Here is a 25,971-nt window from a genome sequence, read left to right on the forward strand (position 1 = left end):
GGTTGTCCATCGCGCCACCAAAAGGGGTGAACACGCGTAACTTTCGCCTCGCCGTAGCGTTCTGTCGCGCTATGAGGCTGATCGGTTACGAAGTGTCAGGCTGCGGCCGGCGTGTGGAGGTACTCAACTGCCGGGGAAGACCCAGGGGTTGGGCTTGCATGCGATGCCGCCGATGTCGAGCGACTTCGTCTGCTGCTGCATGATCGGGGCGAGTTCGCCGGGCGTTTCACAATTCTTGTGACCGTGCCCGAGCCGGTGGCCGACCTCGTGATTGATGAGCATCTGCCGGTACGCGAACATCTTGTCCTTGCCGAACGTCTCGGCACCCTGCGCCCACCGGTACGCGTTGATCATGACGCGCTCGGTCGCCGCCGAATCGCACGAGACGTTGCCGGAGAGCGTGTCGAGGCCGGACTTCGCGCACCACACGCCGGTCGTGCCCGGGCTTGCGAGCGTGACGACGAAGTCGGCCCGCCCCGAGGAGACCCGCTCGAACGTCATGGCGCCGTTGTGCGCCCAGCTCCGGTCGTCGTTGAGGGTCTCCTGCACGGCGCGGGCGAAGAGAGCGCCGTCGAGGCCCAGCCCCTTCTCGACATCGACCCGGTAGGAGTACTTCTGCCCCTTGCCGGGCGCCTTGTCGAATCCGCCGATCGCCTGGAATTCCCCCCCGCCCGTCAGCTTCGGGTCGATCGGGTACGTCCTGGCCATCTGCTGTTCGTACGTCGCCGGGGCGGCCGCCGCTTCCCGCGACGGCGTCGGCCGGGCGTCCGAACGCGAGGCGTCGCTCTCGACGGTGTTCCGGTCACCGGTGGCCGGGGACGCCACGGGGGCCTTCTCGCCCTGAGCGACCTGCCCGGCCACGACAACGGCGAGCACGGTGGTCACGGCGGCTGCGGCGATCCCGGTGAAGGCCCGTCCCTTGCCGCTCTTGGCCGGTGCGCCGTGGACCTCGTGGCCGTCCTGGCCGTCGCCGGAATCGCCGTCGCGACTGTCACGGCCGTCGCGGGCGGCGCCGCCGGCATCCGTGACCGAGCCGACGGGACCGGCCGCCGACGGGAACCTCGGCGCGGCGTCGAACGCGTCGACGAACTCCTGCCGCGGTCCCGGAATCCGGGCTCCGGCCGCCGTGTAACGCGCCTGGGCCTGGCCCGGCCCTCCGTGCGCGCCCTGCGCCCCCTGCTGCGCGCCCTGCTGCGGGCCGGGCGGCCCCTGCGGCCCGCGAGGAGCCCCCTGCCAGTCGCCGTACCGGTCGCCGGGCGCGGCGCCCCAGCCGCCGCCGTGCTCGCGCTGCTCGGGATGCCCGCCGCGCACGTGCGGCACCCCGTGAGCCGGAGTGCCGCCGTACTGCTGATGCTGCGGATGCTGCTGCTGTGGCCGCTGGGGCGCGGGCGCCGGTGCGGCGTCGTACGCCGCCGCTCGCGCACGCCCGTGTCGTCCGCCCACCGCGTCCGGACCTGCCGCGACCCCCTCGCCGGGGCCCGGTATGGCGGGTTTTTCGGCCGCCCCCTTGGGTGCGGGGCCTCGGCGACTATGACGTCCCACGCGCCCGATCAGCTCCTACCGCTGTCGTCCATCAGTTCCCGGACAGCACTGGCGACCGCCTCCGGATATTCCATCATCGCCACGTGTCCGGCGTCGGGCAGGGTCAGCAGCCGTGAATCGCGGAACGCCGCGGCAGCCTTGCGCGCCATACGGTACGACACGAGCTGATCCCGCCCTCCGTACACCAGCAGCGTCGGCGCGAGCACCCGCTCCGCCTGCCGCCACAGACCGTGCTGACCGCCCAGCGTGTAGGCGTCGACGATGCCCCGCGCGGACCGTGTCATCGCGTCCCAGAAGTACGGCAGTTCCAGCCGCCGCTGCATCTCCTGCACGGCGTGCTGGAAGGCCTCGGGCGTGACCGCCTCGGGATCGCCGTAACAGAGCGCCATCACACCGCGCGTGCGCTGCTCCGCCGTCCAGTCCTTGCTGAGCCGGCCGAACAGCGTGGCGACCCCCGGCAGTGCGAGCAGCCCGGTCGGCACCGCCGCGCGCTGCACCCGGAGTTCGGGCAGAGCGGGCGATACGAGCGTGAGCGTGCGCACCAGGTCGGGTCTGACGGCCGCGATGCGCGTGGCGACGGCGCCGCCCAGCGAGTTGCCGAAGAGATGCACCGGTCCGCGCCCCCTCGCGTCGAGCAGCCGGATGCACGCGCGCGCCTGCCCGCTGACGGAGTAGTTGCCGTCGTCGGGCGGCGGGGAGTCCCCGAAGCCGGGCAGGTCGACCGCCTCGCCGTCCACGCGGTCGGCGAGCAGCGGCATCAGGGCCGACCAGTTCTGCGAGGAGCCGCCGAGCCCGTGCACGTACAGCGCGGGCGGCAGTCCGGTGCGCGCCGGAGGCCGTGTGCGTACGTTCAGCGTCAGCCCCGGCAGGGTGACGGAGCGCAGCTTCTCCCCCTCGGCGACCCGCACGGCACTGACCCGCGGCACCGCCGCGGCGGCGGCGAGGCTGGATCCGGGCAGCTCGGTCGAAGACATGCGGCAATGTTACGAGACGATCACGCACTGAATCGTGTGTTCGCCGTCACAGATCTACCCTCGGAGCAAAGGGGGTACGCGCCCGCCCCCCGCTTCCTCCCGAAAGGCAGCCCGCATGTCTCTCGACCCGACCGACCCCGACACCTTCGAAGCAGAGGAGTCCCTCGACGAACCCGACGAGCTCGACAACGACGCCTCCGAGGCCGACGCCGCGGAGCAGCGCAAGGAGTGGCAGGAGGCCCACGACGACCGTCCGACCGGCATCGACACCGGGGAGGCGACCGACGGGGACGCCGCCGAGCAGGCCCGCGTGGTCACCGTCGACGAGGACGACTACCGCTGACGCGACCGGCCGCAGCACCCGGCCGGTGTCCGATCAGCACGTGATCGGCCTTCCGCGGCCGTCCGGTCCGTGAAATTCTCCGTCCGCACCGCGCGCTCCCGCATTACCCAAAAGTACGATGGCGGGCGCGGCGCACACGGCGCACGGAACGGCCGTGCTGTTGAAAGGCCGCGACACTGAAAGACATGGGAGGCGGCGTGACAGCCACCGAGCAGACAGAGGCGGCACGCCCACGCGGCACACGCCTGCCCCGCCGAGCCCGACGCAATCAACTTCTGGGCGCGGCGCAGGAGGTCTTTGTCGCGCAGGGGTACCACTCGGCGGCGATGGACGACATCGCCGAGCGCGCCGGTGTGAGCAAGCCGGTCCTGTACCAGCACTTCCCGGGAAAGCTGGAGCTGTACCTGGCCCTCCTGGACCAGCACTGCGATTCGCTGCTCCAGGCGGTACGTACCGCCCTGGCCTCGACCACGGACAACAAGCTGCGCGTGGCCGCGACGATGGACGCCTACTTCGCGTACGTCCAGGACGAGGGCGGCGCGTTCCGACTGGTCTTCGAGTCGGACCTGACGAACGAACCCGCTGTGCGCGAGCGCGTCGACCGCGTGTCGCTCCAGTGCGCCGAGGCGATCAGCGAGGTCATCGCCGAGGACACCGGCCTGTCCAAGGACGAGTCGATGCTGCTGGCCGTCGGCCTCGGCGGGGTGTCGCAGGTGGTCGCCCGCTACTGGCTCTCCAGCGGCAGCACGATCCCGCGCGACACGGCGGTGCAACTGCTGACGTCACTCGCCTGGCGCGGCATCGCGGGCTTCCCGCTGCACGGCAGCGAGCACTGACGCGGTGCGCCGCGGCACGTGTCCGGGACGTGTTCCCGGTGCGTGTTCGCTTCTGGCGTGCGGCGTCGGAGCGTTCCGTGTCCCCTCACCGGGCTAATGTGTGCTGCGTACAGCGCGGCTGACCGCGCACCGCAGCACTGATGACCGTCGGAGGGACATAGCCGTGGAGGTCAAGATCGGCGTGCAGCACGCGCCCCGGGAGATCGTTCTGGAGAGCGGGCAGTCCACCGAGGAGGTCGAGCGCGCGGTATCCGACGCGCTGGCCGGCAAGGCGCAGCTGCTCAGCCTCAAGGACGACAAGGGCCGCACGGTCCTCGTTCCGGCTGACCGGATCGCCTACGTGGAGATCGGCGAGCCGACGACGCGCAGGGTGGGCTTCGGCGCGCTGTAGGCGCCGGTTGCAGAGCAGCACCACACAGCAACACCACAGACGGAACCGGCCCGGTGGGATGTCCCACCGGGCCGGTTCCGTCTGTTCGTACGTTCGTCGTACGCGTCCCCCGTCGCGGGGCCGGGGGAGGGTTGCCTTCCGCGAGGCGGGGGTAGTACGGGCTACGACCCATTCGCACCCTGGCCGCACGGGAGGAAACCACGTGATCCTGGAAGCTCTCGGCTCCATCGCCCTCGGCTTCGCGCTGGCCTGGGCCGCCGCCCACCGGCTCGGGGACCGGCTGCCCGCACGGCGCGTCGTCCTGGCCGCGGGCCCGCTCGGGGCCCTGTTCGGTGCGTACGTCACACACTCCGCACTCGGGCCGGGTCATGTCGTGGCGACGCTGATCGGCGCGGTGGCGGTGGGAGCGGTCCTGCTGTCGCTCCTCATCCGCCCCAGGGGCCGCATTCGCCGTTCGGCGGCGGCGTAGCGTCCGTACGCGGCGCTACGCCGCCAGGCCGAGCGCGGCCATGCGCTTGGTGTGCGCCTCGGTGATCCGGGAGAACATCCGTCCCACCTCCGCCAGGTCGAATCCGTCGGCGACGCCGCCCACGAGCATCGTGGAGAGCGCGTCGCGGTCCGCCACCACCCGCTGCGCCTGCGACAGCGCCTCGCCCATCAGCCTGCGCGCCCACAGCGCGAGCCGGCCGCCGCAGCGCGGGTCGGCCTCGATCGCGGCGCGTACCTTCTCCACCGCGAAGTTCCCGTGCCCCGTGTCGTCGAGTACGGCGAGCACCAGGGCGCGGGTGTCCGAGTCGAGCCGCTCCGCGACCTCACGGTAGAAGTCGCTGGCGATCGAGTCTCCGACGTACGCCTTGACCAGGCCTTCCAGCCAGTCGGACGGCGCGGTCTGGCGGTGGAAGTCGTCGAGCGCCTTCGCGAAGGGTTCCATCGCCGCGGTCGGCTCCTCGTCGATGGCGGTCAGCCGGTCCCGCAGCCGCTCGAAGTGGTGGAACTCCGCGGACGCCATCTTCGCCAGCTCGGCCTTGTCGGCGAGCGTCGGGGCGAGCTTGGCGTCCTCGGCGAGGCGCTCGAAGGCCGCCAGCTCTCCGTACGCGAGTGCGCCCAGCAGGTCCACGACAGCGGCGTGGTAGTTCGGCTCGGCGGACGCCGTCGCCCAGTCCTGGGCGGCGATGCCGGTCCTGGGTGTCTCTTCGGGTGCAGTGGCGTTGTCAGGCGTCTCCATGAACCGCACAATAGCCCGCTCTCACGGGTGCGTAAGGGCCTGGTCAGCCACTGCCGTCACCCCGTTCCGGTAAATCGTACCGACACACCTGCGCGATTCCGGGGTACAGTGGTAAAGCGCTTAGCAGAGTGTCCAAGACACTTCGCGGCGCATTTGAATGAGGATGCCCGGTCGGTGGCCCGATCGGCTCCGACCCGACAGCCCTCCACGCGGGGCGTACCAAGGCGTACGACCGCAAGATGAGGGGCCCCCTCAGCGACACGAGCGCTTGAGCGACGGCACGTGGTCCCGCGCCCCCGGCCCATTTTTTTGGCCGGACGAGAACCAGGCACGGTACGACCCCCTTCGTTCGCCCCGCGTCGCGTCTCACAGAAGAGGCAGCACCCTGACTACGTTCCGAGACCTCGGGATCCTTTCCGAGACCGCCGAGGCCCTTGAGGCCGTCGGCATCATGTCCCCCTTTCCCATCCAGGAGATGACGCTCCCCGTCGCACTCTCCGGCAGCGACGTCATCGGCCAGGCCAAGACCGGCACCGGCAAGACGCTCGGCTTCGGCCTCCCGCTGCTGGAGCGCGTGACGGTCCCGGCGGACGTCGAGGCGGGCCGGGCAGCGCCCGAGAAGCTCACCGAGGCTCCGCAGGCGCTCGTCGTCGTACCCACCCGTGAGCTGTGCCAGCAGGTGACCAACGACCTGCTGACCGCCGGCAAGGTGCGCAACGTCCGCGTGCTCGCCATCTACGGCGGCCGTGCGTACGAGCCCCAGGTGGAGGCGCTCAAGAAGGGCGTCGACATCGTCGTCGGCACGCCCGGACGTCTGCTCGACCTCGCCGGCCAGAAGAAGCTCGACCTGTCCCACGTGCGTTCCCTCGTCCTCGACGAGGCCGACGAGATGCTCGACCTGGGCTTCCTGCCCGACGTCGAGAAAATCATGAAGATGCTGCCGCCGAAGCGCCAGACGATGCTGTTCTCGGCGACCATGCCGGGCGCCGTCATCGGCCTGGCCCGCAAGTACATGTCGCAGCCGACGCACATCAGCGCCACCTCGCCCGACGACGAGGGCGCGACCGTCGCGAACATCACGCAGCACGTCTTCCGCGCGCACAACATGGACAAGCCGGAGCTCGTCTCCCGCATCCTCCAGGCCGACGGCCGCGGGCTCGCGATGATCTTCTGCCGTACGAAGCGCACCGCGGCGGACATCGCCGAGCAGCTCGAGAAGCGCGGCTTCGCCTCCGGTGCGGTCCACGGTGACCTCGGCCAGGGCGCCCGTGAGCAGGCGCTGCGCGCGTTCCGCAACGGCAAGGTCGACGTGCTGGTCTGCACCGACGTCGCGGCGCGCGGTATCGACGTCGAGGGTGTGACCCACGTCATCAACTACCAGTCGCCCGAGGACGAGAAGACGTACCTGCACCGCGTCGGCCGCACCGGCCGCGCGGGCGCGAAGGGCATCGCCGTCACGCTGGTCGACTGGGACGACATCCCGCGCTGGAAGCTGATCAACAAGGCGCTGGACCTGCCGTTCGACGAGCCGGAGGAGACGTACTCCACGTCTGCTCACCTGTACGAGATCCTCAGCATCCCCGCCGGCACGAAGGGCATACTGCCTCGGGCCGACCGGACCCGCGCGGGTCTGCGCGCGGAGCAGGTCGAGGACCTCGGCGAGACGGGTGGGCGCGGGCGCAAGTCCGCGCCGGCCGCTGCCGCCGCGCCCGCCATCGCTGAGGAGCGTGCCCCGCGTACGCCGCGTCAGCGTCGTCGTACGCGCAACGGCGCACCGGTGTCGGCCGACGAGGCGACGGCGGTTTCGCAGGCCCCCGCGGCCGCCGAGGCCACCGAGGCTCCCGCCGAGCCGCGCACTCCGCGCCGCCGTCGCCGCACCCGCGCGGCCGAGGCCGTCGTGGAGACGGTGGAAGCTCCGGTCCCCGCCCCCGCTGCGGAGCCCGAGGCCCCGAAGGCACCCCGCCGTCGCACCCGCGCCGCCGCCGCCGTGGACACGGTGGACACGGTGGAGACGGCCGAAGGCCAGGTCCCCGCCCCGGCGGCGGAGTCCGAAGCCCCCAAGGCACCCCGCCGCCGGAGCCGCGCGGCCGCCGCCGTGGACACGGCCGAGTCCCAGGTCCCCGCCCCTGCGGCGGAGCCCGAGGCCCCGAAGGCGCCCCGCCGCCGTACGCGCGCCACGAAGCCGGCCGAGGCCGCCACCGAGGCACCCGCGCCCACCGAGGCCGAGGCAGTCACCGAGGCTCCGGCGAAGGCACCGCGTCGCCGCACCCGCGCCGCCGCCGTGGACACGGCCGAAGGCCAGGTCCCCGCCCCCGCAGCGGAGGCGGAAGCCCCCAAGGCACCCCGCCGCCGCACCCGCGCCACCAAGCCGGCCGAGGCCGCCACCGAGGCGGAAGCCGCGCCGGCCAAGGCACCTCGCCGCCGCACCCGCGCGGCAGCAGCGGTGGACACGGCCGAAGGCCAGGTCCCCGCCCCCACGGCGGAGGCGGAAGCCCCCAAGGCACCCCGCCGCCGCACCCGCACCACCAAGCCGGCCGAGGCCGCCACCGAGGCACCCGCGCCCACCGAGGCGGAAGCCGCGCCGGCCAAGGCACCGCGCCGCCGCACCCGCGCGGCCGCTGCGGTCCAGCCGGAAAGCTGAGCAAGGCAGGCTGAACAAGGCAGGCTGAGCAAGCCGGTCCCGATGGCCCGGCCCCCGTTCGCGGGGGCCGGGCCATCGGCGCGTTAGCCTCGTCGCATGAGCAGGCCGCCCACCTTCACCCCGCCCCCCGGCACCCGCGCCCTCCCCCTGCGCACGTCGCGCGGCGTATTCGCCGCGCTCGAAGCGGAGCCCCGGCACGCGGAGCCCAGAGGCACCGCGCTGCTGCTCCCCGGGTACACCGGCAGCAAGGAAGACTTCATCGCGATGCTGGTGCCCCTCGCGGAGGCGGGCTACCGGGTCGTCGCGGTGGACGGGCGCGGCCAGTACGAATCCGAGGGCGCGGACCGTCAGGAGGCTTACGCCCAGAGCGAGTTGGGACTTGACGTACTCGCGCAGGCAGCGGCTGCCGGTACGCCCGTACATCTCGTCGGGCACTCGCTCGGCGGTCAGATCTCCCGCGCGGCCGTCCTGCTCGACGCTTCGCCGTTCGCGTCGCTGACCCTCATGTCGTCGGGGCCCGCCGAGGTTTCGCCCGCGCAGCAGCGGAAGATCGCACTGCTGACGGAGGCCCTGGGTGCCATGACGATGGCTCAGGTGTGGGAGGCCATGGTGGCGCTCGATCCACCGGAGGACGCCGACCTCGACGGCACCGCCCTGCACGCCCGCTGGCTGCGGCACAATCCCGCCCAGCTCATCGCCACCGGCAGGCAGTTGACGGCCGAGCCGGACCGCGTGGCCGAACTCGCCGCGGTGGGACTGCCGGTGCATGTGGTGTCGGGGACCACGGACGACACCTGGCCCGTGCCGCTGATCGACGAGATGGCCGAACGGCTCGGCGCGTACCGGACGGTGATCGAGGGCGCCCAGCACTCACCGAACACCGACCGCCCGGAGGAGACAGCGAAGGCACTGGCGGGCTTCTGGGACGCCCTTTAGCGACCGGCGCCCCCGCCGGCCGGAAGCCGGCAGTCAGCAGTCAGCAGCCTCAGTACTGCGCCTGGAGGTGCTGCCAGAAGCCGTCCCGCAGTGCCCGGCGCAGGTCGGCGTGGCCGCGCAGGGAACGCTGGAGCAGCCGTTCCGCCTCCACCAGGAGTTCCTGGTCCACCGATCCCGGCAGGTAGGGATGGCCCGGCAGCAGGTCAGCCAGCGATTCCCGCCCCCGCGCGCCCAGCCACGCCGCCGCGATCTGCGCGCCGATGAAGCGTACGTCCTCGCGGGTCGGCCGTGGGGTGCCCTCGTTCTCGTACGTCGTCACCGGGCGCCGTGTGACGTACGGCTTGCAGAAGTCGAGGTCGAACGTGCGCTGGCTGTCGACCTCCCACAGGAGCGGCTCGGCCTGGTTGCGCCCCTCCCCCGCCTCGATGCCCCACAGGTGGACCCGTGCGCCGTACCCCTGCGCGGCCTCGACCGCCGACACCAGGTCCTCGTCGCCGCCCACCAGCGCCGCGTCGCTGATCGCGCGGTGCCTGGCCAGCGACTCCAGGTCCGTACGGATCAGGGAGTCGACGCCCTTCTGCTGGTTGTTGGCGTTGAGGTTGCCCAGGCGGACCTTGACGTCGGGCAGCTCGGCGATCGACTGCTGCTCGGTGGTATGGATGCGGCGCCTGGCTCCGTCGTACCAGTACACCCGCAGCAGCCTGCTGTCCGCGAAGATCGTCCGGGCCTTGTCGATGAACGCCTCGATCATCCCTTCCGCGTCGAGGTCGAAGGACCTCCGGTCCTCGGTCCCGGTCACGAGCAGACCGGCCGCCGCGTAGACATATCCGGCGTCGACGAAGATCGCATGGGTGGAAGGAGTCTTCGCCACCTCGGCGAGCATGCGCTGGAGGAGCTCGTTGGTCCGTTCCAGGCGGGCGGTGACCCTGGCGAGTTCAGTGGGGCCCGAAGGCTGTGCGTCGTCCATACGGCTCTCATTGTCCGTGGCGTGAGCGAGCGGGCACAACCGGTCCGGCTACCAGCCGGTATTTAGAGAGTCGAAAGTTTTCTTTAGTGTAGGGAATGACTGCGGTGTGCACACCGTTGTAACCGTCAGAGAACGCGGGGCGCCTAGCCTCGCGTTCCCACACATAGTTCTCCAGCAGGAGGATCAGACGAAGGGAGAAGCCTTGCGCTTCGAAATCATGCGCCTGGACGACGTCGACGGTTCCGCCGTTGACAGCACCGTCGTGGACGCCGCCTCCGTCAACCGGATCGTGCAGCAGGCCGCCTCTGTCGGCCAGCGCATCTATATCCGCCCGGCCGAGACCTCGGCTTCATAACACTCTGTAGTGGTTTGTTTGGTGAGGTAAGCGCCCCCGTACACCGCGTACGGGGGCGCTCGTGCGTCAGGACCGGGTCAGGTGCCCTGGATGACCTGAGTAACGCCGTTGATGATCTGCTGCACCGCGATCGCGGACAGCATCATGCCGGCGAGGCGCGTCACCAGGACCACGCCGCCGTCCTTGATCACTCGGATGATCAGCAGCGAGTACCGCATGGTCAGCCACAGGACCACATGCATCACGACGATCGCCGCCCAGACCGAGACCTGCGCCTTGACGCTCCCGGCGTGCTGTACGGCGAGGATCACCGACACGATCGCGCCGGGGCCCGCGAGCAGCGGCATCCCCAGCGGTACGAGGGCGACGTTGACGTCTTTCGTCTGCGTCGGCTCGTCGGTCTTGCCGGTCAGGAGGTCGAGCGCGATCAGGAGCAGCAGCAGACCGCCCGCGATCATCAGCGCGGGAACGGAGACATGCAGGTAGTCGAGGATCTGCTGGCCGAGGACGCCGAAGACGGCGATCACGCCGAAGGCGACGGCGACGGCCTGCCAGGCCATCCGGCGCTGCACCTTGGCGGGCCGGCCCGAGGTCAGGGCAAGGAAGATCGGGGTGATCCCAGGGGGGTCCATAATCACAAAAAGCGTGAGAAAGAGGGATCCGAAAACAGCGAAGTCGAGCACAGTGAGGCCTTGCGAGAAGAGGGTCTTACGAGGGAGGGGGAACGGGGAACGCCGCGAAGTCGGGAAACGCGGAGTTACGGACGGAGACTTCCGCCCGCGCCCGGCACCGGGAACGCGCCGGTCGCGCGCCGCGTGATCTCGCCGTAGATCTCGGGGTCGGTGGTGAACTCCCCGAGCCGTACGGACTTCCGGCTGCCGTGGTAGTCGCTGGACCCGGTGGCCAGCAGCCCGAGGTCGGCGGCGAGGCCGCGCACGCGCGCGCGGGTCGGCCCGTCGTGGTCCATGTGGTCGACCTCGATACCGTCGAGGCCCGCGGCGGCGAGCGCCGCTATCGCGCTCTCGGGGACGGTGTCGCCGCGCTTGGCGGCGCCGGGGTGTGCGAAGACGGTGACTCCGCCGGCCGCCTTGACGAGGCGGATCGCGTCGAAGGGGTCGAGTTCGTGCTTCTCGACGTACGCGCGCCCGCCGTTGGCCAGCCAGTCGGGCGTAAAGGCGTCGGAGACGGTCTCGACGACGCCGAGTTCCATCATGGCGGACGCGATGTGCGGGCGGCCGACCGAGCCGTCTCCGGCGATACGGGCCACCTGGGCCCACTCGATCGGCACACCCAGCTCCTGGAGCTTGCCGACCATGGCCCGCGCGCGGGGCACCCTGTCGTCCCGCACCAGCTCGCGCTCGCGCGCCAGCTCGGGCTCGTCGGGATCGAAGAGGTACGCCAGCATGTGCAGCCCGATGCCGTCCAGGCGGCAGGAAAGCTCGGCGCCGGTGACGAGGGTCAGCCCCGCGGGGAGTGCGGCGATCGCCTCGGCGTGGCCGCGGGTCGAGTCGTGGTCGGTGAGCGCCACGACGTCGAGTCCGGCCGCCGCGGCGTTGCGCACCAGCTCGGCCGGGGTGTCCGTGCCGTCCGAAGCCGTGGAGTGGGTGTGCAGGTCGATCAGCACGACGCTTGACTCCGGGGCTCGGCGGGACGGGGGACCGGTCAAGGATAGCCGGGATTCGAACACCCACGGGCCCGCCCACGTTCTCTCCGGCGGAACCGGAGGAACCGGCGGTCAGGCCAGCAGTCGCGAGGAGAGCGCCCCGCAGGGCACGAGCTCCACCTCCGCGCCCGCGTCGCGCAGATCGGTCAGTATCAGTTCGTCGTACATCATCACGCCCGACTGCTCCGGCCAGACGATGACCCACAGCCACAGCCCGCACGCCTCGCCCGCGAAGGCCGCGCGGTCGTCCGGGACGCCGGACAGGTGCCACAGCGGGGTGGGCCGGCCGGCCGCGAGCAGCTTGGCCTGCGGTGGTTTGTCCATGCTCATGTGCGCTCCGGGATCGGGCCCCTCCACACCGGCATAGCGCGCGCCGAGGCCGACGCCGAGCTCCTCGGCGACCAGCAGCATCTCGCCGAGGCCGCCGAGCGGACCGGGTCCCGAACAGGCGACGACGGTGGCGCGCGAGCCACTGCGGTCGTCACCGGCGCAGGTCACGCCCGTGAACAGCCAGCCGACCGGCAACGGCCATGGCATCCACACCGGAACCTTGGCACGCTTCACCGCGACCGTGAGCGCCTCGACACTGGGCGGCACCACGGGCTGCAGCGGGTGCACCGTCCCATGCACATCGCACTGCCAGGAGTCGGCAAAGAGACCGGGCGCCCTGACCCGGCCACCGCACTTCGGGCAACTGGGTTCGCCCCTCATAGGGCCCAACGGTCCTCCCCGGCCGTCCCCGCGTCAAGGACGATCACCCGTCCGGAGCGTGCCTCACCACGGAAATCCAGATGCACTGCGCATCGATTTGTTCCTCCAACTTATATCTGTGCATGGAGCAACGATCAGTCCAGCGGCACGGACGTGCGCAGCGGGTCGCGCAGGTCCGTACCGTGCGACAGCCAGCGCTCCTGGAGCTCCTGCGCGCCCTTGACGCGCTTCCACGCCGCCTCGTTCGGCGTCATGGGCAGCAGCGGAAGGAAGCGCACCGGGTCCATCGGGGCGTCCAGCTCCAGGTCCTCGACCAGGCCGCCGGACTCCGCGACCAGGACGGAGCTGAACGGCGCCCCCGGCCACAGCGGCTCCCCGAGGTCCAGCGAGGCACCCGGAGCCACGATCACGCCCTCCACCTGCGGAGACGCCGCGAGGACCGCGAGCGGGCGCAGCACCTTGTCGGTGTCGGCCAGACCGGCCCGTACCGACAGGACCAGCTCGGCGCGCGGGCCCTTCACCGGATCGGCGAGGACGGCGGTCGGGTCGGCCATCGGCTGGGCCGACATACCCAGGGTGGCGTAGCGGACGACGTCGCCGTCCACGAAGCGCAGTACCTCCATACGGTCCGTACCGAGGAACGTGACAGCGGCGCGCGCGTCCGGTTCGCCCAGAGCCGTACGCAACCTGGCCTCTACCCGCGCAAGAACGTCTCCCATGCCCGCGAGCATAAGTCGCGTATGGAACGGGAAGAGGGAGAGCCTTGACACAACAGTGGGCTGATACTCTTGGCCGCTGGTCAGGGCAGCACGCAGAAGCGTGGCTTTCGAGCCCCGACATGACGTCATCCCCCACGGGGGACCGGCCGGAGGAGGTGGGGCTGCGGTGGATCGAAGTCGTCCCGGCAGTACCAACCGCTCTTCCGCACCGCCAGTGTTCCCCTGGGCCTGAAACCTTTCGTACCCGGCCGCCAACCGGTGAAACCCATGGGGCTCACGGCATTTCGCGCTACGGAAGAGCACTTCGTTTTTGCCTGATCCGTGTCTGAGCGAACGCCGTCACCGCGTCTTGCGGTGCCGCCCGCTTTGCCGACGTACGGCCGCCCCGACGCCGTGGCCCGCACGTCTCCATTCCGGGCAGCGCCATGCCTCGCAGACGGCTTCTCCGTGAAGGAGCCCGCCATGTCGATGATCCGTGACCTGCGCGCAGCGGTCCGTCCGTCCCTGCGCAAGAGCAGCGCCGTGTACAGCAGTTACGACGCCACCCGTGACCCGTCCGCGAGCAGCGCGGTCGTGGACTGCGCCGTCTACCGCGACGGGCGCCGGGTGAAGGCCGCCGAGTGCCTCACCCCGCACGAGGCGATGACCCACGTCCGGGAGGGCGGCGGCTTCGCCTGGATCGGCCTGCACGAGCCGACCGAGGCCGAATTCGCGGGAATCGCCGCCGAGTTCGGGCTGCACCCGCTGGCCGTGGAGGACGCCGTACACGCACACCAGCGGCCCAAGCTGGAGCGGTACGACGACACCCTGTTCACCGTCTTCAAGACGATCCACTACGTCGACCACACCGAACTGACCGCGACGAGCGAGGTCGTGGAGACCGGTGAGGTGATGTGCTTCACCGGCAAGGACTTCGTCATCACCGTCCGGCACGGCGGCAAGGGCTCGCTGCGCGCGCTGCGCCACCGGCTCCAGGACGACCCGGAGCTGCTGGCCAAAGGGCCTTCGGCGGTGCTGCACTCGATCGCCGACCATGTCGTCGACGGGTACATCGCGGTGGCGGCGGCCGTGCAGGACGACATCGACGAGGTCGAGATCGACGTCTTCTCCGCGCCGGCCAAAGGGAGCCCGCGGGGCTCCGACGCGGGCCGGATCTACCAGCTCAAGCGGGAAGTCCTGGAGTTCAAGCGGGCCGTCGCGCCGCTGCTGCGGCCGATGCAGCAGCTCAGTGAGCGGCCGATGCGGCTCGTCGACCCGGACATCCAGAAGTACTTCCGTGACGTCGCCGACCACCTCGCGCGCGTGCACGAGGAGGTCGTCGGCTTCGACGAGCTGCTGAACTCGATCCTCCAGGCCAACCTCGCGCAGGCGACCGTCGCCCAGAACGAGGACATGCGAAAGATCACGTCCTGGGCGGCGATCGTGGCCGTACCGACGATGATCTGCGGCGTGTACGGCATGAACTTCGATCACATGCCGGAGCTGCACTGGCGGTACGGCTACCCGCTCGTCCTGGGGTCGATCGTGGTGGTCTGTGTGTCCATCCACCGCACGCTCAAGCGGAACGGCTGGCTCTGACGACGAGCGCGAGGCCGGCCAGGATCACCACCAGGGCGGGGTAGGCGGCCAACGGCGGCTGCTGTCCCAGCCAGAGCGCGGCGATCAGGGCGGCGCCCGGGGTCTCCAGGAGTATCGCCGTCGAGGTGACAGAGGGGCCCAGGGTGCTCACGACGCGGTTGAGCAGGGAGTGGCCGAGGAGCTGGGCGGCGGCGGTGAGTGCGGCGAGCTGGAGCCAGGTCGTGGTGTCGTAGCCGCCGAGCTCGGCGCCGGACACCAGGCAGGTCGCCAGCAGGATCAGCGCGGTCGTGGAGTAACAGATGTAGGTGTACGCGGTCGTGCTCACGGTCCGCCTGACCTCCGCCCCGAGCAGGACGTACCCGGCGGCCGCGATGCCGCCGCCGAGCGCGAGCGCGTCGCCCGCGAGGGCGCGCGGCGAGAGCGTCATGTCGACGCCGGTCAGGATGACGACGCCGACGACGGCGAGCACGGTGCCGGCCCACACCATGCGGGACGGCCGGTGGCCGCGCATCCGCAGCAGGATCGTCGTCCAGATGGGTGTGGTCGTGCAGAGCGCGGTGGAGGACGCGACCGAGGTCATCCGCAGGCTGGGCAGCCAGAGCCCGAAGTGCAGGGCGAGCAGGGCTCCGGCGGCGACGGCGAGGAGCAGCGGCCTGCGCGCGATGCGGCGCAGCTCGGCGCGGTGCTTGAGCAGCACCACCGGGCTCAGTACGCCGACCGCCATGGCGTTGCGCCAGAACGCGATGGCGAGCGCGGGGGCGGCGGTCGCCGCGATGAGCGGCGCGGAGAACGACACGCTGGCGACGGCGACGCCGAGCAGGATGAGGTCGATGCGGGGCGCGGTGTGGAGTCCGGGGGGCGGCGGACCGGTCGGCGCGGTGGCGGTCATGCCGTCGGGGCGGCGGGCTGTTGCGGGCACGGGGGTCACGGTAAGGGGTACGACTGGCTGACGGAACTGTCGGTCCGCACCCCGGAATCCCTGAGCGCCGGACCGGCCGCTGGTTGCCCCACTGGGCAACCTCAGCCCCTCCGGCACACTCAGCCCGTCGGGCACTTGAGGACATCGGGTCTGGGGCGGAGCCCTCACGCGGCGGAGCCGCGAAGTGTCCCAGCGGGAAGCGGGAAGGGGCGGGCAGGGGAACAGTCCCGCAGCGCACCGCCTAGGCTTGCGGCCATGACGCAGACCTTGCTCGACCAGGCCCTCGTCGAGGAGGCCACCAAGAAGTCCGGCCTCATCTGGGTACGAGGCACCGGCCCCGCCCGCTCCCTGTGGCACGTGTGGCACGACGGCGCCGCGTACGTCGTGGGAGACGGACCGGGCGAGCAGCCCTTCCCCGGACTGGCCGACGGCGCCCGCGCCGAAGTCACCGTACGCAGCAAGGACAAGGGGGGCCGACTCGTCACCTGGACCGCCACCGTCACCGAACACCCGCCGGGCACCGAGGCGTGGGAGGCCGCCGTAGCCGAGCTCAAGGGCAAGCGCCTGAACGCGCCCGACGCCGAGCAGATGACCGAGCGCTGGGCCCGCGAGTGCCGCGTACTGCGTCTGGAGCCGCAGAGCGCGACCACCGACCTGCCGGACGGTTCGCTCGCCGCCAAGCCCCTGCCGACGAGCGCCACGACGCGGCTGCCCGTACCGGCAGCCCTCCCCCGCCTCCTCATGAAGCGGAAGAAGAAAAAGGGCTAGGACGCGTCCGAGGTCTTCGGGAGCTGGCCACCGTAGTCGACCGTCTCGTCCTTGCCCGGCGCCTCAAGCGCGAACTCCTCGTCCCAGTCGGCCAGCCGCACCACGCCCGCGCCGCCCGCCCGCTCAAGCTTCAGCGGATACGGCGTGCCGAGCAGCGACACGGCGAGCGTCCCGCCGGTGCCCTTGCCGCCGGTGACCTCGATCGTCCGGACGCCGCCGACCTTCGGCCGGTCGCCCTTGCTGAGCTTGCCGTGCAGTCCGAGCAGTCCGTCGAGCAGGACGCCCTTGTCCGTGAAGCCGCGCAACTGGTCGTAGGCCGGGTCGTCGTCCGGCACCTTGACGTACTTGTCCTCCAGCTTGCCCGCGGCCGCCCCGTCGGACCCGGACGGCTGCCCCGCCCCGTGGTCCCAGAAGTCCGCGCCGGCCTTCATGAACAGCTCGTCGTCGATGCGCAGCAGCTCGAACGTGCTGCCCCTGGACGTCACGGAGCCCGTGCCGCCGTCCTCCTTGAGGCGCATGTCGAGCTTGTACGAGCGTCCCTTGCTGACGACGGTGCCCGACAGCCGTACCGATTCCGCGTCGCGCGCCGCCTTGCGCGCCTTGGCCTCGATGGCCGGCGCCGAGAGTCTGCCCACCCCGTTGGTCCCCTTGTCCGGGTCGACCGGTTCCTCACCGCAGGCGGTGAGCGCCGCGGTCAGCCCGACGCACACAACGCCGAGTAGGGCGGCCCGGCGAGCTCGGGCGGCCGGGGGAAATGCAGTCACAAGCGCACTGCCTCTCATACGGGTGTCCGGGGTGGCAGCAGGCAGCGTACCTGTGCCGTCTACGCCGTCCGGAAGAGAGCCGTCCGGACGCCCCTTCGGAGCGGTGTGGACCGGCACCGGCTAGCCTGAAATCGTTATCCGCCCCTATTTGTCCACACAGGGAGGCGCACCATATGGCATCAGGCGCCCCCCGGGTCTTCGTCTCGCATCTCGCGGGCATCGCCGTCTTCGACCCGAACGGTGACCAGGTCGGCCGGGTGCGCGACCTGGTGGCGATGCTGCGCGTGGGCAACAGGCCGCCGCGTCTGCTCGGTCTGGTCGTCGAGGTGGTGAGCCGCCGCCGGATCTTCCTCCCCATGACGCGCGTGACGGGTGTCGAGTCGGGACAGGTCATCACGACGGGCGTGGTCAACATGCGCCGCTTCGAGCAGCGCCCGACCGAGCGGCTGGTCCTCGGCGAGCTTCTCGACCGCCGGGTGACCCTCGTGGAGACGAGCGAGGAGGTCACGGTCCTCGACGTGTCGATCGTGCAGCTCCCCGCCCGCCGTGACTGGGAGATCGACAAGGTCTTCGTACGCAAGGGCAAGGGCGGCGCGCTGCGGCGGCGTGGGGAGACGCTGACCGTGGAGTGGTCAGCGGTGACCGGCTTCTCGCTGGAGGAGCACGGACAGGGCGCGGAGAGCCTCCTGGCCACCTTCGAGCAGCTTCGCCCCGCCGACCTCGCCAACGCCCTGCACCACCTGACGCCCAAGCGCCGCGCCGAGGTGGCCGCGGCGCTCGACGACGACCGGCTCGCTGACGTACTGGAAGAGCTGCCCGACGACGACCAGGTGGAGATCCTCGGCAAGCTCAAGGAGGAGCGGGCGGCCGACGTGCTGGAGGCGATGGACCCGGACGACGCCGCCGACCTGCTGTCCGAGCTGCCCGAGGAGGACAAGGAGCGGCTGCTGATGCTGATGCGACCGGACGACGCGGCAGACGTACGGCGGCTGCTGGCGTACGAGGAGCGGACGGCCGGCGGTCTGATGACGACCGAGCCGATCGTGCTGCGGCCCGACGCGACGGTCGCGGACGCCCTGGCGCGCGTACGGCAGCAGGACCTCTCCCCCGCGCTCGCCGCGCAGGTGTACGTCTGCCGGCCGCCGGACGAGACACCGACGGGCAAGTACCTCGGGACGGTGCACTTCCAGCGGCTGCTGCGGGAGCCGCCGTTCACGCTGGTCAGCTCCGTCGTGGAGTCCGATCTGCCGCCGCTGTCGCCGGGCACGCCGCTGCCCGTGGTGACGAGTTACCTGGCGGCGTACAACATGGTCGCCGCGCCGGTCGTGGACGCGGGCGGCTCGCTGCTCGGCGCGGTGACGGTCGACGACGTACTCGACCACCTGCTGCCCGACGACTGGCGCGAGACGGAGTTCCACGAGCCGCCGCCGCAGACGCCGGGGGCCGTGCGGGACGGGGAGGCCGTTCGTGGGCACTGACAGGAGCGCCGAGCCGAGGGACCGCGTCCGGACCGCGACCGGCGCGAGTGCGCTGCCGCGCGCCTCCCGCGTGCGCCTGGACCAGCCGCGGCCCGCGCGCACGCGGCTGCTGCCGGAGTACGACCCGGAGGCCTTCGGCCGGTTCTCGGAGCGGATCGCGCGCTTCCTGGGCACGGGGCGCTTCCTGGTCTGGATGACCCTGACCATCGCCGTGTGGGTGGTCTGGAACATCTTCGCGCCCCCCGCGCTGCGCTGGGACGAGTACCCGTTCATCTTCCTGACGCTGATGCTGTCCCTCCAGGCGTCGTACGCCGCCCCGCTGATCCTCCTCGCGCAGAACCGCCAGGACGACCGGGACCGGGTCACCCACGAGCAGGACCGCAAGCAGAACGAGCGGTCCATCGCGGACACCGAGTACCTCACGCGGGAGATCGCGGCGCTGCGGATGGGGCTCGGCGAGGTCGCCACCCGCGACTGGATCCGCTCGGAATTCATGGACCTGGTGAAGGAGATCGAGGAGCGGCGCTCCCTATTCCCGCCCGAAGCCGCTTCCGAGAGTGACGAAGGCGACCGCTGACAGGGCTTTCCCGCTGCGGCGGTACGCGCCGTACCATCGGCGTATGGCTATGGAAGACGCGGTGCGCGAAGCACTGGCGACGGTGAACGACCCCGAGATCCACAAACCGATCACTGACCTCGGCATGGTCAAATCGGTCGAGATCGGGGCAGACGGTGCGGTTGCCGTCACGGTCTATCTCACCGTCTCCGGCTGCCCGATGCGCGAGACGATCACCACCAACGTGCGCGAGGCGGTCGAGCGCGTCGAGGGTGTGACCAGCGTCTCCGTCGAGCTCGACGTGATGAGCGACGAGCAGCGCAAGGAACTGGCGGGCGCCCTGCGCGGCGGCACCGCCGAGCGCGAGGTGCCCTTCGCCCAGCCCGGTTCGCTGACGCGGGTGTACGCGGTGGCGTCCGGCAAGGGCGGCGTCGGCAAGTCCTCGGTGACGGTCAACCTGGCCGCCGCGATGGCGGCGGACGGGCTGAAGGTCGGCGTCGTCGACGCGGACATCTACGGACACAGCGTGCCGCGCATGCTGGGCGTGGACGGCAGGCCCACCCAGGTCGAGAACATGATCATGCCGCCGTCGGCGCACGGGGTGAAGGTCATCTCCATCGGGATGTTCACGCCGGGCAACGCGCCTGTGGTGTGGCGCGGGCCGATGCTGCACCGAGCCCTCCAGCAGTTCCTCGCGGACGTGTACTGGGGCGACCTGGACGTGCTGCTGCTCGACCTGCCGCCGGGCACCGGTGACATCGCGATCTCGGTGGCGCAGCTCGTGCCGAACGCCGAGATCCTCGTCGTGACCACGCCTCAGCAGGCGGCGGCCGAGGTCGCCGAGCGGGCCGGCTCCATCGCCGTACAGACCCACCAGAAGATCGTCGGCGTCGTCGAGAACATGTCGGGCCTGCCGTGCCCGCACTGCGACGAGATGGTCGACGTCTTCGGCACCGGTGGCGGCCAGAAGGTCGCCGAGGGGCTGACGAAGACGACCGGCGCCAACGTGCCGGTGCTGGGCGCCATCCCCATCGACGTACGGCTGCGGGAGGGCGGCGACGAGGGCAAGCCCGTCGTGCTGACCGACCCGGACTCGCCGGCCGGTTCGGCGCTGCGCACGATCGCGGGCAAGCTGGGCGGCCGCGCGCGCGGTCTGTCGGGCATGTCGCTGGGGATCACCCCGCGCAACAAGTTCTGACGCGAGACTGCGAGCCGTGGGCACAACCGCCCACGGCCCGCACGCACGCGCGTACCCGAAGGGGGGCGCCGCTCCTGACGAGCGGCGCCCCCCTTCGGCGTACAGCGGAAGGCCGTACGCTCAGCCCTGCTCGTACGTCGTGATGTCCTTGATCACCGCGAAGCCCAGCCCGTACGCGCTCATACCGCGCCCGTACGCCCCGAGGATCGCGCCGTCCTCCCCGGCACCCGCCAGCACCCAGCCGTACTCCGACTCGCGGTAGTGGAAGTGCGTCGGTACGCCGTCCACCGGCAGCGACAGCGTCGACCAGGCCGGCCCCGACAGGTCGTCGGCCAGCTCGAAGGCCGTCTCGGTCTGCTGGTCCAGCCAGTCGTCGCGCAGGGAGTGGTCAAGCTGGGCGGGCCAGGTGGACGAGAGCAGGCCCGAGCCCGCCAGCCAGGCGGCGGAGGAGACCGACGTGGCCTCCAGTACGCCCGTACCGTCGCCGCTGCGCCGCACGGGGCTGCTGGCGACGGTGACGACCACCGCGAAGCGCTCCTTCTCCTGGGCGTCATCGGCGGCGGGCCTTATCGACGGCTCCTCACCGTGGCCCGTGGAACCGTGCTGCACTGTGCCGTCCGCCGCCGTGCCGACCTGCATCAGCCAGCGGGGCCCGGTGAACGCGTCGTCCAGTCCGTACCAGGGGAAGGGCGCGCGCAGATAGCCGTCGACCGTACGCCGGGCTGCTGGCACCCCCTCCGCTGTGGATGTGCTGGGCGCCAGGGGTGCTCCCTGCGCTCCGACCCGACTCGTGGTCTCCATCTGTCCGGCCGCCTCCTTGATCCGTGGCGTCCGGACACGGCCCGCCCCCCTCGGGCGTCCTCACATCCGGACAGATGGAGGATAGCCACCTTGGTGCGGCTCGTCCGGAAGGGCGGCTTTCAGGTGGCGTCGGCGTCGAACGGCGGGCGCTCGCTCTGAGCGGCGGTTTCGCGCTTCTTGAGCAGGTCGGGAGTGCCGGTGGAGTCCTTCGTCAGGTTCGCCTTACCGGCCGAACCGTTCGAACCGTTCACAGAACCGGCCGGCGAACCGGTCGACGAACCGCTGTCGCGCCCGTTCACGGCGTCCGCGACCTCGGCCATCTCGCTCTTGAGGTCGAAGCTGCTGCGGATCTCCTTGAGACCGAGGTCGTCGTTGTCCATCAGCTGCTTGCGGACGAAGGTCTTCGGGTTCAGGTCCTCGAAGTCGAAATCCTTGAATTCCGGGCCGAGTTCCGAACGAATGTCCTGCTTCGCGCTCTCGGAGAACTCACGGAGCTTACGGATCATCGCCGAGGCGTCCTGAATGAGCTTCGGCAGCTTCTCCGGCCCGAACACGAGCACAGCGAGAACCACGAGCGTCACCAGCTCGAGTCCGCCTATGTCACTGAACACCTTGTTGCTCCTTGGGTTCTCCGCGCCCGCAGGTCGGGTGGGCCTCCCCCGCCGCAGGCAGAGGACCGGTCCGGGCCCGGTCCACGGTACCCGCCCAATCTGTCCGGACGGTACCTTCACGTAACACTCACGTGGACCTCGGCGCGCGCTTCCCTCAGTTGCCGTCCGCCGAGCCGAGGGTCACGGAGACCGTCCGCTCCTTGCCCGCGCGCACCACGGTCAGTTCCAGCCGGTCGCCGGGGCGGTGGGCGCGGATCTTGACGATCAGCTCCTGCCCGTTGTGCACCTTCTGGCCGTTGACCTCGGTAATCACGTCGCGGGGCGCGATCCCGGCGCGGGCGCCGGGGCCGCCGGGTGTCACCGCCGGGCCGTCGGCGCCCTTGGTGCCGACGCGGGCGCCGTCGCCCGCGTACTTCATGTCCAGCGTGACGCCGATCACCGGGTGCGTCGCCTTCCCGGTGTTGATCAGCTCCTCGGCGACGCGCTTGCCCTGGTTGATGGGGATGGCGAAGCCCAGGCCGATGCTGCCGCCCTGGCTGCCTTCGAGGCCCGCACTGTTGTCCGCGGCGCGTATGGCGCTGTTGATGCCGATGACGCGGGCCTGGGCGTCCACCAGGGGGCCGCCGGAGTTGCCCGGATTTATCGGGGCGTCGGTCTGGAGCGCGTTGACGTAGCTGACGTCGCTGCCGTCGCCCTTCTCGCCGCCCGCCGTGATGGGGCGCTCCTTGGCGCTGATGATCCCGGAGGTGACCGTGTTCTGGAGGTCGAACGGCGCGCCGATGGCCACCACCGGGTCGCCCACCTGGACGTTCTCGGAGTTGCCGAGGGGCAGCGGCTTGAGCCCGTCGACACCGAGAACGCGGACGACCGCGAGGTCGTAACCGCTGTCCTTGCCGACGAGCTCGGCCTTCGCGGTCTGGCCGCCGCTGAAGGTGATGTTGATGGTGCCGTCGGTTCCGGCGGGCTCGACCACATGGTCGTTGGTGAGGATGTGACCCTTGGCGTCGAGTACGAAGCCGGTACCCGTGCCCTGCTCGCCGGCCCCGCTGACGTGCAGCGTGACGACGCTGGGCAGGGCGCTGGCCGCGATGCCCGCGACGCTGTCGGGTGCGCGGCCCTTGCCGTCCACCGGCTGGGCCTGGGGCAGCTCGACGCGGGTGATGCCGCCGTTGCGTTCGATGTACGCCCCGACGCCGCCGCCGATGCCGCCGGCGACCAGCGCGATCAGCAACGCCCCGACGAGCAGCGTGCCCCGCCGCCCCTTCTTCTGCCGCCCGCCGCCCGCCGGATCACCGGGGTGGACCAGCGGCTGCTGGGGGGCGCCCCAGGGGTCGTACTGCAGCCAGTGGGAAGTCTGAAGGTGCGGCTGTTGCTGATGCGGGTGCGGGTGCTGGTGCTGCGATGGCAGGGCCATGGGGACACCGGCCCCGTTCGTCGCGGACGCACCCGGCGCTCCGGACGCTCCCGGTGGTACGAACGTGCCCTGCGGCGGAGTCGCCACCGGCCGCTGCACGGGCGGCGCGGGCGCCCAGGGCCCCGGTCCTCCGTAGGGCGGTGTCGCGTACGGATCGACCGCATGCAGAGGCTGCGAACGCGCCCGCGACACGGAGCCGACCCCGACGGCGGCCTCCTGCGACAGGGGCTCGACCCCGGCGGCGGGCTGCGGCGCGGGTTCCGCCTGCGCGGCTGCGGCGGCCCGCTGCGACGCGGAGCCGACCTCGGGAGCCTGCCCCGGCGCGGGGACCGTCGACGTGGACGCCGGCTCGACGGCTCCCGCCGGCCGGGGCTCGGCCGCGGCGGCCCGCTGCGGCGCGGGGGCGGCCTCGGGGGCCTGCTCCGGCGCTGGAGCGACATCGGCGGTCCGCTCCGGTGCGGGGGCGGCCTGCGTGTACGTCGGGTCGACGGGTTCGGGCGGCCGGGGGGCAGTCGCGGGGGGAGCCGTTTCCTGGGGGCTCTCCTGTGGCCGCTCCGGTGCCCCGTGTACCGGTGCGGGACGGCTCCACCACTTTGCCTTCGGCCCGGTGGGCCTGCCCTCGTTCATGCTCTCCCCGCACCCCACGAGCACGCCCGCAGGGCCGTGCCAACTCGTCGTCCGTGCCCCCTCGGGGCACCCCTCCCAGGATTCAACCAGCCTCAGGGGGAAACGGGCAGCCAGGGAGCCAACGGAACAGCCGGCTGAAGCGGCGACGGCGCCGCGGTCACCGGCGGGCGGTGGCCGGGGTCGTACGCGAGCGACAGGGCAGCACCCGACCGGCGTATGAGCGGCAACGGTGTCTGACCGGTGAGCACGGGCGCCGGGAACGGCTGGACCAGCGAGAGCCCCTGCGCGCCGCCCTGGCCCGTCCCCGCTCCGAAGAGCCTGGACGGCACGGCGGCGTTGGTACCGGCGTGCGTACCGGCACTGGCACTGGGGCTGGCACTGGCTGCGAGGAGGCCGTTGCCCGTCGTGCGGCGGCGGGTGTTCTCCGTGGCCGCACCGCTCGGACTCGCCGCGCGCACCGGTGTGACCTTGTTGCCCGAACCCGCGCCCCTCGCGGTGGGTTCGCCCGTAGAACCGACCGGCATGGCCCCGCCGAGCGCGAACGCGGCAAGCGACACGGCGCTCGCAGCCGCGAAGGCAAGCCGCCTCCCGCGCCCGCCCGAACGCTCCGCCTCCGCGCGGCCCACGTCATGGATACGGAAGCCACGGCCGGGTGCGGCGCCGGGAAGGACGCCGGTGTGCCCGGCGGCCGGGGTGTAGCCGAAGTCGAAGCTGCTGCCGGGTCTGCCGGGTCTCGCTCTCGGGGTGTCGGCTCCGAAGGCTCCGTGACCGAAGCCCGCTTGCCCGAACGGCCTCGCGTCGTTGTCGCCGTCGTCACTGCCGGGACCGCCGCCGGGCAGCCCCTGGAGCCGGGCGAGCAGGCCCTCGGAAGGCGGCGGCGGCGCGGTCGTGGAGAAAACGCTCTTCAGGCGGCGCTGGGCGTCGGCCTCGGCCTTGCACTTGGCACAGGTCGCCAGGTGCGACAGGACACGCTCGCGGACGTCATGGCTCAGCTCGCCGTCCACCAGGGCGGCCAGCCGGTCCCCGAGGTGCTGCTCGGCGGAGGTCGGTCGGGTGCCACTCACTCGGCTCCGCCCTCTCCGCCCACCGCTGACACGCCGGTGCCCACGCTCGCGAGCGAGCGCTGCTCGGCACGCGCCTCGGGAGACCGGTGCTGGAGAGCCTTGCGCAGGTGGGAGCGGCCGCGGTGGATCCGGCTGCGTACGGTCCCGAGCTTGACGCCCAGCGTCGCGGCGATCTCCTCGTACGACAGTCCCTCGATGTCACAGAGCACGACCGCCGCACGGAACTCGGGCGCGAGGGTGTCCAGCGCCTGCTGGACGTCCGCGTCGAAGTGGGTGTCGTTGAAGACCTGCTGCGGGGACGGCTCACGGCTCGGCAGCCGCTCCGCGGCGTCCTCGCCGAGCGCGTCGAAGCGGATGCGCTGCTTGCGGCGGACCATGTCGAGGAACAGGTTCGTCGTGATGCGGTGCAGCCAGCCCTCGAACGTGCCGGGCGTGTACGTCGACAGCGACCGGAAGACGCGGACGAAGACTTCCTGGGTGAGGTCCTCGGCGTCGTGCTGATTGCCGGTCAGACGGTAGGCAAGGCGGTAGACGCGACCACTGTGGGTGCTGACGATCTCCTCCCAGGTGGGAGGAGTCCACGCCTGAGATTCCGCATCTGAGGCGAAGGTCGCGGTCTGCGCGGAATGCGTGGAAGGTGTGCGGTCAGCAATGTCGGTCACGGATTTCGGCTCACCCGCCGACCTGAGAAAGCGCCGCAGCACTCCTCCCCGATCCACAGGCGCAGCCGCACCTCCCCTATCGGCTCTGGTGGTGTCCAGTGGAGCCCCTACCATAGCCACCTCGCCCGTTAGCTCCGGATAAGCATCTTTACGCGAATTTGGAAACCGCACGCGGTCCTGATCCATGTCTCCCCCTGCCTCTCTCAACGCCCGGTCCCATCTGCGGGT

At 71.3% G+C, this 25,971-nt stretch carries 27 protein-coding genes; 12 read left to right on the plus strand and 15 right to left on the minus strand.

Annotated elements, in window-relative coordinates:
- Positions 1–123: 123 nt before the first annotated feature.
- On the minus strand, positions 124–1,542 hold the full coding sequence (locus G412_RS0108880) for a DUF3152 domain-containing protein (protein WP_078606867.1): 1,419 nt from the start codon (positions 1,540–1,542) through the stop codon (positions 124–126).
- Positions 1,543–1,550: 8 nt separating this feature from the next.
- On the minus strand, positions 1,551–2,516 hold the full coding sequence (locus G412_RS0108885) for an alpha/beta fold hydrolase (protein WP_028811788.1): 966 nt from the start codon (positions 2,514–2,516) through the stop codon (positions 1,551–1,553).
- A 115-nt stretch (positions 2,517–2,631) separates the two neighbouring features.
- Here G412_RS0108885 and G412_RS0108890 point away from each other — a divergent pair, with 115 nt between their 5' ends.
- From G412_RS0108890 to G412_RS0108905, 4 genes are all read left to right on the plus strand, one after another.
- Positions 2,632–2,859: a hypothetical protein gene (locus G412_RS0108890; RefSeq protein WP_028811789.1), complete on the plus strand. Its 228-nt coding sequence runs from the start codon at positions 2,632–2,634 to the stop codon at positions 2,857–2,859.
- A 197-nt stretch (positions 2,860–3,056) separates the two neighbouring features.
- Complete coding sequence (locus G412_RS0108895) at positions 3,057–3,695, plus strand: TetR/AcrR family transcriptional regulator (protein WP_028811790.1); 639 nt, start codon at positions 3,057–3,059, stop codon at positions 3,693–3,695.
- A gap of 163 nt (positions 3,696–3,858) precedes the next feature.
- Positions 3,859–4,086 carry a DUF3107 domain-containing protein gene (locus G412_RS0108900; protein WP_028811791.1) on the plus strand — a complete coding sequence of 76 codons (228 nt, stop codon included), beginning with the start codon at positions 3,859–3,861 and terminating at the stop codon, positions 4,084–4,086.
- A gap of 202 nt (positions 4,087–4,288) precedes the next feature.
- Positions 4,289–4,555 carry a hypothetical protein gene (locus G412_RS0108905; RefSeq protein ID WP_028811792.1) on the plus strand — a complete coding sequence of 89 codons (267 nt, stop codon included), beginning with the start codon at positions 4,289–4,291 and terminating at the stop codon, positions 4,553–4,555.
- A gap of 15 nt (positions 4,556–4,570) precedes the next feature.
- Here the strand turns inward: G412_RS0108905 and G412_RS0108910 are convergent, their stop codons facing one another.
- Complete coding sequence (locus G412_RS0108910; RefSeq protein WP_037648205.1) at positions 4,571–5,311, minus strand: ferritin-like fold-containing protein; 741 nt, start codon at positions 5,309–5,311, stop codon at positions 4,571–4,573.
- Positions 5,312–5,762: 451 nt separating this feature from the next.
- Between G412_RS0108910 and G412_RS0108915 the strand changes: the two genes are divergently transcribed.
- Both G412_RS0108915 and G412_RS0108920 read left to right on the plus strand, forming a co-directional pair.
- Positions 5,763–7,952, plus strand: coding sequence for a DEAD/DEAH box helicase (locus G412_RS0108915; protein WP_425274455.1), 2,190 nt, complete (start codon positions 5,763–5,765; stop codon positions 7,950–7,952).
- 96 nt (positions 7,953–8,048) lie between these two features.
- Positions 8,049–8,888, plus strand: coding sequence for an alpha/beta fold hydrolase (locus tag G412_RS0108920; RefSeq protein WP_028811795.1), 840 nt, complete (start codon positions 8,049–8,051; stop codon positions 8,886–8,888).
- 49 nt (positions 8,889–8,937) lie between these two features.
- On the opposite strand, the gene G412_RS0108925 is transcribed toward G412_RS0108920, so the two are convergent.
- Positions 8,938–9,855: an NYN domain-containing protein gene (locus tag G412_RS0108925; RefSeq protein ID WP_028811796.1), complete on the minus strand. Its 918-nt coding sequence runs from the start codon at positions 9,853–9,855 to the stop codon at positions 8,938–8,940.
- 202 nt (positions 9,856–10,057) lie between these two features.
- On the opposite strand from G412_RS0108925, the gene G412_RS40085 reads away from it, so the two are divergent.
- Positions 10,058–10,210 carry a hypothetical protein gene (locus tag G412_RS40085; RefSeq protein WP_093799180.1) on the plus strand — a complete coding sequence of 51 codons (153 nt, stop codon included), beginning with the start codon at positions 10,058–10,060 and terminating at the stop codon, positions 10,208–10,210.
- Between the two features lie 77 nt (positions 10,211–10,287).
- Here the strand turns inward: G412_RS40085 and G412_RS0108935 are convergent, their stop codons facing one another.
- The 4 genes from G412_RS0108935 to G412_RS0108950 form a co-directional block, all read right to left on the minus strand.
- A complete protein-coding gene (locus G412_RS0108935; protein WP_028811797.1) occupies positions 10,288–10,893 on the minus strand; it encodes a MarC family protein in 606 nt (201 codons plus the stop codon).
- A gap of 74 nt (positions 10,894–10,967) precedes the next feature.
- Positions 10,968–11,834: a PHP domain-containing protein gene (locus G412_RS0108940; protein WP_028811798.1), complete on the minus strand. Its 867-nt coding sequence runs from the start codon at positions 11,832–11,834 to the stop codon at positions 10,968–10,970.
- A gap of 111 nt (positions 11,835–11,945) precedes the next feature.
- A complete protein-coding gene (locus G412_RS0108945) occupies positions 11,946–12,584 on the minus strand; it encodes a DUF6758 family protein (RefSeq protein WP_028811799.1) in 639 nt (212 codons plus the stop codon).
- 134 nt (positions 12,585–12,718) lie between these two features.
- Entirely contained in the window at positions 12,719–13,303 is a 585-nt protein-coding gene (locus G412_RS0108950; protein WP_028811800.1) for a suppressor of fused domain protein, read from the minus strand.
- Between the two features lie 462 nt (positions 13,304–13,765).
- Between G412_RS0108950 and G412_RS0108955 the strand changes: the two genes are divergently transcribed.
- Positions 13,766–14,881 (plus strand): magnesium and cobalt transport protein CorA, encoded by a 1,116-nt coding sequence (locus G412_RS0108955; RefSeq protein WP_028811801.1) that lies wholly within the window; start codon positions 13,766–13,768, stop codon positions 14,879–14,881.
- Here the strand turns inward: G412_RS0108955 and G412_RS0108960 are convergent.
- Positions 14,859–15,770: a DMT family transporter gene (locus G412_RS0108960; protein ID WP_037648096.1), complete on the minus strand. Its 912-nt coding sequence runs from the start codon at positions 15,768–15,770 to the stop codon at positions 14,859–14,861. The genes G412_RS0108955 and G412_RS0108960 overlap by 23 nt on opposite strands.
- Before the next feature lie 285 nt (positions 15,771–16,055).
- Between G412_RS0108960 and G412_RS0108965 the strand changes: the two genes are divergently transcribed.
- Positions 16,056–16,568: a hypothetical protein gene (locus tag G412_RS0108965; RefSeq protein WP_028811803.1), complete on the plus strand. Its 513-nt coding sequence runs from the start codon at positions 16,056–16,058 to the stop codon at positions 16,566–16,568.
- Here the strand turns inward: G412_RS0108965 and G412_RS0108970 are convergent.
- Entirely contained in the window at positions 16,565–17,332 is a 768-nt protein-coding gene (locus G412_RS0108970) for a hypothetical protein (protein ID WP_028811804.1), read from the minus strand. The genes G412_RS0108965 and G412_RS0108970 overlap by 4 nt on opposite strands.
- 173 nt (positions 17,333–17,505) lie before the next feature.
- Between G412_RS0108970 and G412_RS0108975 the strand changes: the two genes are divergently transcribed.
- From G412_RS0108975 to G412_RS0108985, 3 genes are read left to right on the plus strand one after another with little or no spacing between them, the layout of a single operon-like run.
- Complete coding sequence (locus tag G412_RS0108975; protein ID WP_028811805.1) at positions 17,506–18,810, plus strand: magnesium transporter MgtE N-terminal domain-containing protein; 1,305 nt, start codon at positions 17,506–17,508, stop codon at positions 18,808–18,810.
- The gene (locus G412_RS0108980) at positions 18,800–19,387 is read left to right on the plus strand and encodes a DUF1003 domain-containing protein (protein ID WP_028811806.1); all 588 of its coding nucleotides are present in this window, start codon (positions 18,800–18,802) and stop codon (positions 19,385–19,387) included. The genes G412_RS0108975 and G412_RS0108980 overlap by 11 nt, the downstream gene beginning before the upstream one ends.
- A 43-nt stretch (positions 19,388–19,430) precedes the next feature.
- Entirely contained in the window at positions 19,431–20,564 is a 1,134-nt protein-coding gene (locus tag G412_RS0108985; protein ID WP_028811807.1) for an Mrp/NBP35 family ATP-binding protein, read from the plus strand.
- A 120-nt stretch (positions 20,565–20,684) separates the two neighbouring features.
- On the opposite strand, the gene G412_RS0108990 is transcribed toward G412_RS0108985, so the two are convergent.
- The 5 genes from G412_RS0108990 to sigE all read right to left on the minus strand — a co-directional run bounded on the left by G412_RS0108990 (position 20,685) and on the right by sigE (position 25,857).
- Complete coding sequence (locus G412_RS0108990) at positions 20,685–21,365, minus strand: hypothetical protein (protein WP_028811808.1); 681 nt, start codon at positions 21,363–21,365, stop codon at positions 20,685–20,687.
- Between the two features lie 119 nt (positions 21,366–21,484).
- A complete protein-coding gene (locus G412_RS0108995; RefSeq protein WP_028811809.1) occupies positions 21,485–21,976 on the minus strand; it encodes a sec-independent translocase in 492 nt (163 codons plus the stop codon).
- A gap of 154 nt (positions 21,977–22,130) precedes the next feature.
- The gene (locus G412_RS0109000; protein ID WP_028811810.1) at positions 22,131–24,017 is read right to left on the minus strand and encodes a S1C family serine protease; all 1,887 of its coding nucleotides are present in this window, start codon (positions 24,015–24,017) and stop codon (positions 22,131–22,133) included.
- 92 nt (positions 24,018–24,109) lie between these two features.
- Positions 24,110–25,081, minus strand: coding sequence for an anti-sigma factor family protein (locus G412_RS0109005; RefSeq protein ID WP_028811811.1), 972 nt, complete (start codon positions 25,079–25,081; stop codon positions 24,110–24,112).
- Entirely contained in the window at positions 25,078–25,857 is a 780-nt protein-coding gene (sigE, locus tag G412_RS0109010) for an RNA polymerase sigma factor SigE (RefSeq protein ID WP_208857849.1), read from the minus strand. Before sigE ends, G412_RS0109005 begins: the two co-directional genes overlap by 4 nt.
- Positions 25,858–25,971 lie beyond the last annotated feature (114 nt).

Origin of the sequence: Streptomyces flavidovirens DSM 40150, assembly GCF_000429085.1 — a bacterium.
GTDB lineage: Bacteria > Actinomycetota > Actinomycetes > Streptomycetales > Streptomycetaceae > Streptomyces > Streptomyces flavidovirens.

Coding starts and splice junctions, on each gene's coding strand:
- G412_RS0108965 (WP_028811803.1), top strand. CDS start 16,056: ATGACGCAGACCTTGCTCGACCAGGCCCTCGTCGAGGAGGCCACCAAG.
- G412_RS0108945 (WP_028811799.1), bottom strand. CDS start 12,584: ATGAGGGGCGAACCCAGTTGCCCGAAGTGCGGTGGCCGGGTCAGGGCG.
- G412_RS0108990 (WP_028811808.1), bottom strand. CDS start 21,365: ATGGAGACCACGAGTCGGGTCGGAGCGCAGGGAGCACCCCTGGCGCCC.
- G412_RS0109000 (WP_028811810.1), bottom strand. CDS start 24,017: ATGAACGAGGGCAGGCCCACCGGGCCGAAGGCAAAGTGGTGGAGCCGT.
- G412_RS0108915 (WP_425274455.1), top strand. CDS start 5,763: ATGTCCCCCTTTCCCATCCAGGAGATGACGCTCCCCGTCGCACTCTCC.
- G412_RS0108890 (WP_028811789.1), top strand. CDS start 2,632: ATGTCTCTCGACCCGACCGACCCCGACACCTTCGAAGCAGAGGAGTCC.
- G412_RS0108955 (WP_028811801.1), top strand. CDS start 13,766: ATGTCGATGATCCGTGACCTGCGCGCAGCGGTCCGTCCGTCCCTGCGC.
- G412_RS0108985 (WP_028811807.1), top strand. CDS start 19,431: ATGGCTATGGAAGACGCGGTGCGCGAAGCACTGGCGACGGTGAACGAC.
- G412_RS0108885 (WP_028811788.1), bottom strand. CDS start 2,516: ATGTCTTCGACCGAGCTGCCCGGATCCAGCCTCGCCGCCGCCGCGGCG.
- G412_RS0108975 (WP_028811805.1), top strand. CDS start 17,506: ATGGCATCAGGCGCCCCCCGGGTCTTCGTCTCGCATCTCGCGGGCATC.
- G412_RS0108925 (WP_028811796.1), bottom strand. CDS start 9,855: ATGGACGACGCACAGCCTTCGGGCCCCACTGAACTCGCCAGGGTCACC.
- G412_RS0108950 (WP_028811800.1), bottom strand. CDS start 13,303: ATGGGAGACGTTCTTGCGCGGGTAGAGGCCAGGTTGCGTACGGCTCTG.
- G412_RS0108960 (WP_037648096.1), bottom strand. CDS start 15,770: ATGACCGCCACCGCGCCGACCGGTCCGCCGCCCCCCGGACTCCACACC.
- G412_RS0108920 (WP_028811795.1), top strand. CDS start 8,049: ATGAGCAGGCCGCCCACCTTCACCCCGCCCCCCGGCACCCGCGCCCTC.
- G412_RS0108910 (WP_037648205.1), bottom strand. CDS start 5,311: ATGGAGACGCCTGACAACGCCACTGCACCCGAAGAGACACCCAGGACC.
- sigE (WP_208857849.1), bottom strand. CDS start 25,857: ATGGTAGGGGCTCCACTGGACACCACCAGAGCCGATAGGGGAGGTGCG.